Source organism: Streptomyces flavovariabilis (assembly GCF_000725785.1).
GTDB classification, from domain to species: Bacteria; Actinomycetota; Actinomycetes; order Streptomycetales; family Streptomycetaceae; genus Streptomyces; species Streptomyces hawaiiensis.
In genome coordinates, this window is record NZ_JNXD01000063.1 from 1 (window position 1) to 3,737 (window position 3,737).

1 protein-coding gene and 3 pseudogenes are annotated in these 3,737 nt (G+C 65.9%); 2 read left to right on the forward strand and 2 right to left on the reverse strand.

The genetic code is table 11. From position 1 onward, the window contains the following. Nucleotides 1-172: 172 nt before the first annotated feature. Nucleotides 173-1,406 (forward strand): annotated as a pseudogene (locus IO24_RS41720) (IS701 family transposase). A 163-nt stretch (nucleotides 1,407-1,569) separates the two neighbouring features. Next, nucleotides 1,570-2,550, forward strand: coding sequence for a phosphotransferase enzyme family protein (locus IO24_RS0139835; RefSeq protein WP_031144737.1), 981 nt, complete (start codon nucleotides 1,570-1,572; stop codon nucleotides 2,548-2,550). Between the two features lie 108 nt (nucleotides 2,551-2,658). Here IO24_RS0139835 and istB read toward each other — a convergent pair. After that, nucleotides 2,659-3,467: pseudogene (gene istB, locus IO24_RS41725) on the reverse strand (IS21-like element helper ATPase IstB). Next, a pseudogene (locus IO24_RS45495) lies at nucleotides 3,464-3,604 on the reverse strand (hypothetical protein); the annotation flags it as partial. The pseudogenes IO24_RS45495 and istB, both read right to left, overlap by 4 nt. Nucleotides 3,605-3,737 lie beyond the last annotated feature (133 nt).

The window sequence follows — 3,737 nt, forward strand, 5'->3', positions numbered from 1 at the left end:
CCACGTCCTGGAAGATCTCCCACAGCCCGTCCGGCACCAGTCGCTCAACTATGTCCATGCCCGGAGCAACGAGCTATCGCCAATCAAGACACCGTCTAACAATGAGACGGTGGCCGCAGGCCACAGCATAGATCCCGCCCGGTGGCGGGAGGCGGAGGCGTTCGAGGTGGCCATGAGCCGGATTGCGGGCCGGTTCGCCCGGGGTCGAACCCCGGCGGCGGGCCGGGCGGTTGGTGCTGGGCCTGCTGTCGGATGTGCCGCGCAAAAACTGCTGGACGATCGCGGAGTGGGTCGGGGAGAGGACCCGCATGCAGCACCTGCTGTGCCGGGCCTCCTGGGATGCCGACGCCGTCCGCGACGACGTGCGCGAATACGTCGTCGAGCACCTCCACGACGAGGAAGCTGTGCTGGTCGTCGACGAGACCGGTGACCTGAAGAAGGGCACCCACACCGTCGGGGTCCAGCGCCAGTACACCGGCACCGCCGGGCGGATCGAGAACTCCCAGGTCGCCGTCTTCCTCGTCTACGCGGGCGAGCGGGGACACGCGGCGGTGGACCGGGAGCTGTACATCCCCCGCTCCTGGACATACGACCCGGACCGCTGCCGGGCAGCGGGGCTCGGCGAGGACACCGTCTTCGCGACCAAGCCCGAACTGGCCCGCACGATGATCGAACGCTTCCTGCACGCCGGACACCACGTGGACCGGGTCACCGGTGACGAGGTCTACGGCGGCAACCCGAAACTGCGCACGACTCTGGAGGAACGCGGCATCGGGTATGTCCTCGCGGTGGCCTGTTCGGCCGAAGTGTCCACCAGCGCGGGCACCTTCCGCGCCGACGCGCTGGCGAAGAAGGTTCCGAAGCGGGCCTGGCAGAAGCTCTCAGCCGGACCCGGTGCGAAGGGACAGCGGTTCTACGACTGGGCCGTCATCGACCTCGCCGACTCAGCGCCGGGCAGGCGTCAGCTGCTGATCCGCCGCAACCGCACCACCGGCGAACTCGCCTACTACCGCTGTCATTCGACCGGGCTGGTTCCCCTGGCCGCCCTGGTCAAGGTCGCCGGCTCCAGGTGGCGGGTGGAGGAGACTTTCCAGACCGAGAAGGGGCTGGCGGGACTCGACGAGCACCAGGTCCGCCGCTACCCCTCCTGGGCCCGCTGGGTCACCCCGGCCATGCTCGCCCACGCCTTCCTCGCGGTCGTCCGCGCAGACGAACACGCCTACCGTCCCGGGCCAGCCGACATGGTCCCGCTGTCCTGCAACGAGATCCAGCGCCTGTTCACCACGGTTGTCGTCCAGCCGCTGCACGACATGGCCCACCGACTCGGCTCGTCCGACTGGCGACGCCGCCATCAGGCCCGATCCCGCACCAGTCATTACCGACGACAAGCCGCATCCCAGACATGAAGATCACGATCTACAGAACAGGTGGAGTATTAACCGAACTGAAAATTCTAGCAGTTCAGGGCCACAGCCAGTCCGAGGACACCCAGAGGGACGAATCGCCGCCGCAAAAGCAAGCGCTGACTTATAGTCGGCGCTGACCATGCTCCTTCGGAGAGGTACCTGAATGCACGATGCAGCCGAATTGATAGCAGAGACCTACGCCCTCGACGCCGGGCCGTGGGTGATGACACCCGTCACCCGGGGCGCGTTGGGTCAGATCTGGAAGTTGTCTGGAAACGGCTCCTCGTGGGCGATAAAAGAACTCCTCTTTGGCTGCGACGAAGAACAGGTCCGCCGGGAGGCGACGTTGCGGCAGGCTGCGGAGAACCTAGGAATCGCATCACCGCGACTCATCCTCAACCGCCACGGCGCATACGTCTCACACCTCCCTCCTTCCTTTGGCGGGTCCTATGTCAAGCTGTACGACTGGATCGACGGCACCACAGCGGACGCATCTGACCCGGATATCCTGGACTGGTTCGGCCGGACCATGGCGCTCCTCCACAAAGCGGGAGAGGGGGCGAGTGAGGCGCCGAACTCCTGGTACGAGCAGTGCCCCCAGGACACTGAATGGAAAGACCTGCACAAGAAGATTCACCAGGCGGGCCTCCCGTGGTCAGACGCACTGGGCCAGTTCATCGCCACTTCCGCGGCAGAGTTGGCGCAATGGGTGACTCCGTCCGACCCCGACGGTCTGGTGACGTCGCATCTCGACCTGCAGCCGCAGAACGTTCTGGTCGGCGTGGACGGGCCGGTTCTCCTCGACTGGGACAACGCGGGGCCTGCTTCGGCGGAACGAGAACTCGCACGGGCCGTGTACGTATGGGCGGGCCGCAACCAGATCAACCTCGATTCAGCCCGGCGATTGGCACGGTCCTATCGGAGTGCCGGAGGCCGCGCCTCCATCAAAGGCCCGCAGTCATTCTCGATGCTTTTCGCAACGGACTTGAACTTCATTTATGTACAGGCTGAGTGCGCCATCGATCCGAGCGTGACCGCCGCACAGCGAGAATTCGCAAGCGCCCAGGTCGCCGCTTCGCTGCGCAGCCTGCCCGATCTGGCGGCCATCTCTCAGTTGGCCGCGGCTGTGGAGGCGGTGTGGTGATCAGCGGGCGCGGGCCGTGCCTGTACCTGCTTTTCAACGACCACCCTCGCCACATATAACCTGGTCGCGGGGCCGTAGAGGGTGCAGGCGTTGGCCTGCGGTCGGGAGTCAGCTGGCAGCCTGCTGTGCTGCGGCCTGTTGTTCGGCACGGGCGCGGGTGGCCGCCAGCCGATAGGAGTCGGTGCCGGTCTCGATGATGTTGCCGCCGAATGTCAATCGGTCCACGATGGCCGCACATAGCCTTGGATTCGTAAAGGTTTTGGTCCAGCCTCCAAAGGATTCATTGGAGGCGATCGCCACAGAATTCTTTTCCTCACGCTCCGTCAATACCTGGAACAGCAGCTCCGCCCCGCGGCGGTCAAGCTCCATATAGCCGATTTCATCGATGCAGAGAAGGTCGACGCGGCCGTAGCGGGCGATGGTCTTGGCCAGCAGTTTCTCATCGGCGGCCTCCACGAGTTCGTTGACGAGCTTGGTGGCCAGCACGTACTTCACCCGGTACTCGTGCATCGCCGCCTCGGTGCCCAGCGCGATGAGCAGATGGGACTTGCCTGTTCCGCTGTCGCCGATCAAGCACAGCGGCAGGCCCTTCTTGACCCAGTCGCACTTGGAGAGGGTGTGGATGGCGGCCGGGTCGATGACGGGTTGGCGTCGAAGTCGAACTGCCGGATCGATTTCTCGCGCGGAAAGCCGGCCGCTTTGATCCGCCGCTCGGAACGCCGGCGGGCACGGTCGTCGCATTCCGACAGCAGCAGTTCGGCCAGGAACCCGCGGTAGGTCATCTGGTCGCGGAGGGCGGCTTCGGCCAGCTCGGGGTACTGGGAGCGGATGGTAGGCAGCCGGAGCATCCGGCACGCCTGGTCCACGGCGGTGTCGGCGGCCTGTTCAGTCAGTCCGCGGTTGCGCTTGGCGGTCACGGTGCCTCTTCCTGGTATGCCTGGCCGTCGGCGGGCCGCCGACGGAATCGCAGCAGCTGGTCGTAGGCGGCCACCGAGGGCAGCGGCCTGGGGTCGGGCGGCAGCGCTGCCAGGCGCCGCTCGGTCAGCGAGGTCACCGTCGCCCTGGCGTCCACCCTGCGTGGCGGGATGTCCTAGAGGTTGTCCCGTATGGGGCGTGGGTTATCGGGCGAGGGCCAGGTTGTGTAGCCGGGCGATGCCGAGCATGGCCTGGTGAACGCCGTTGCCCTT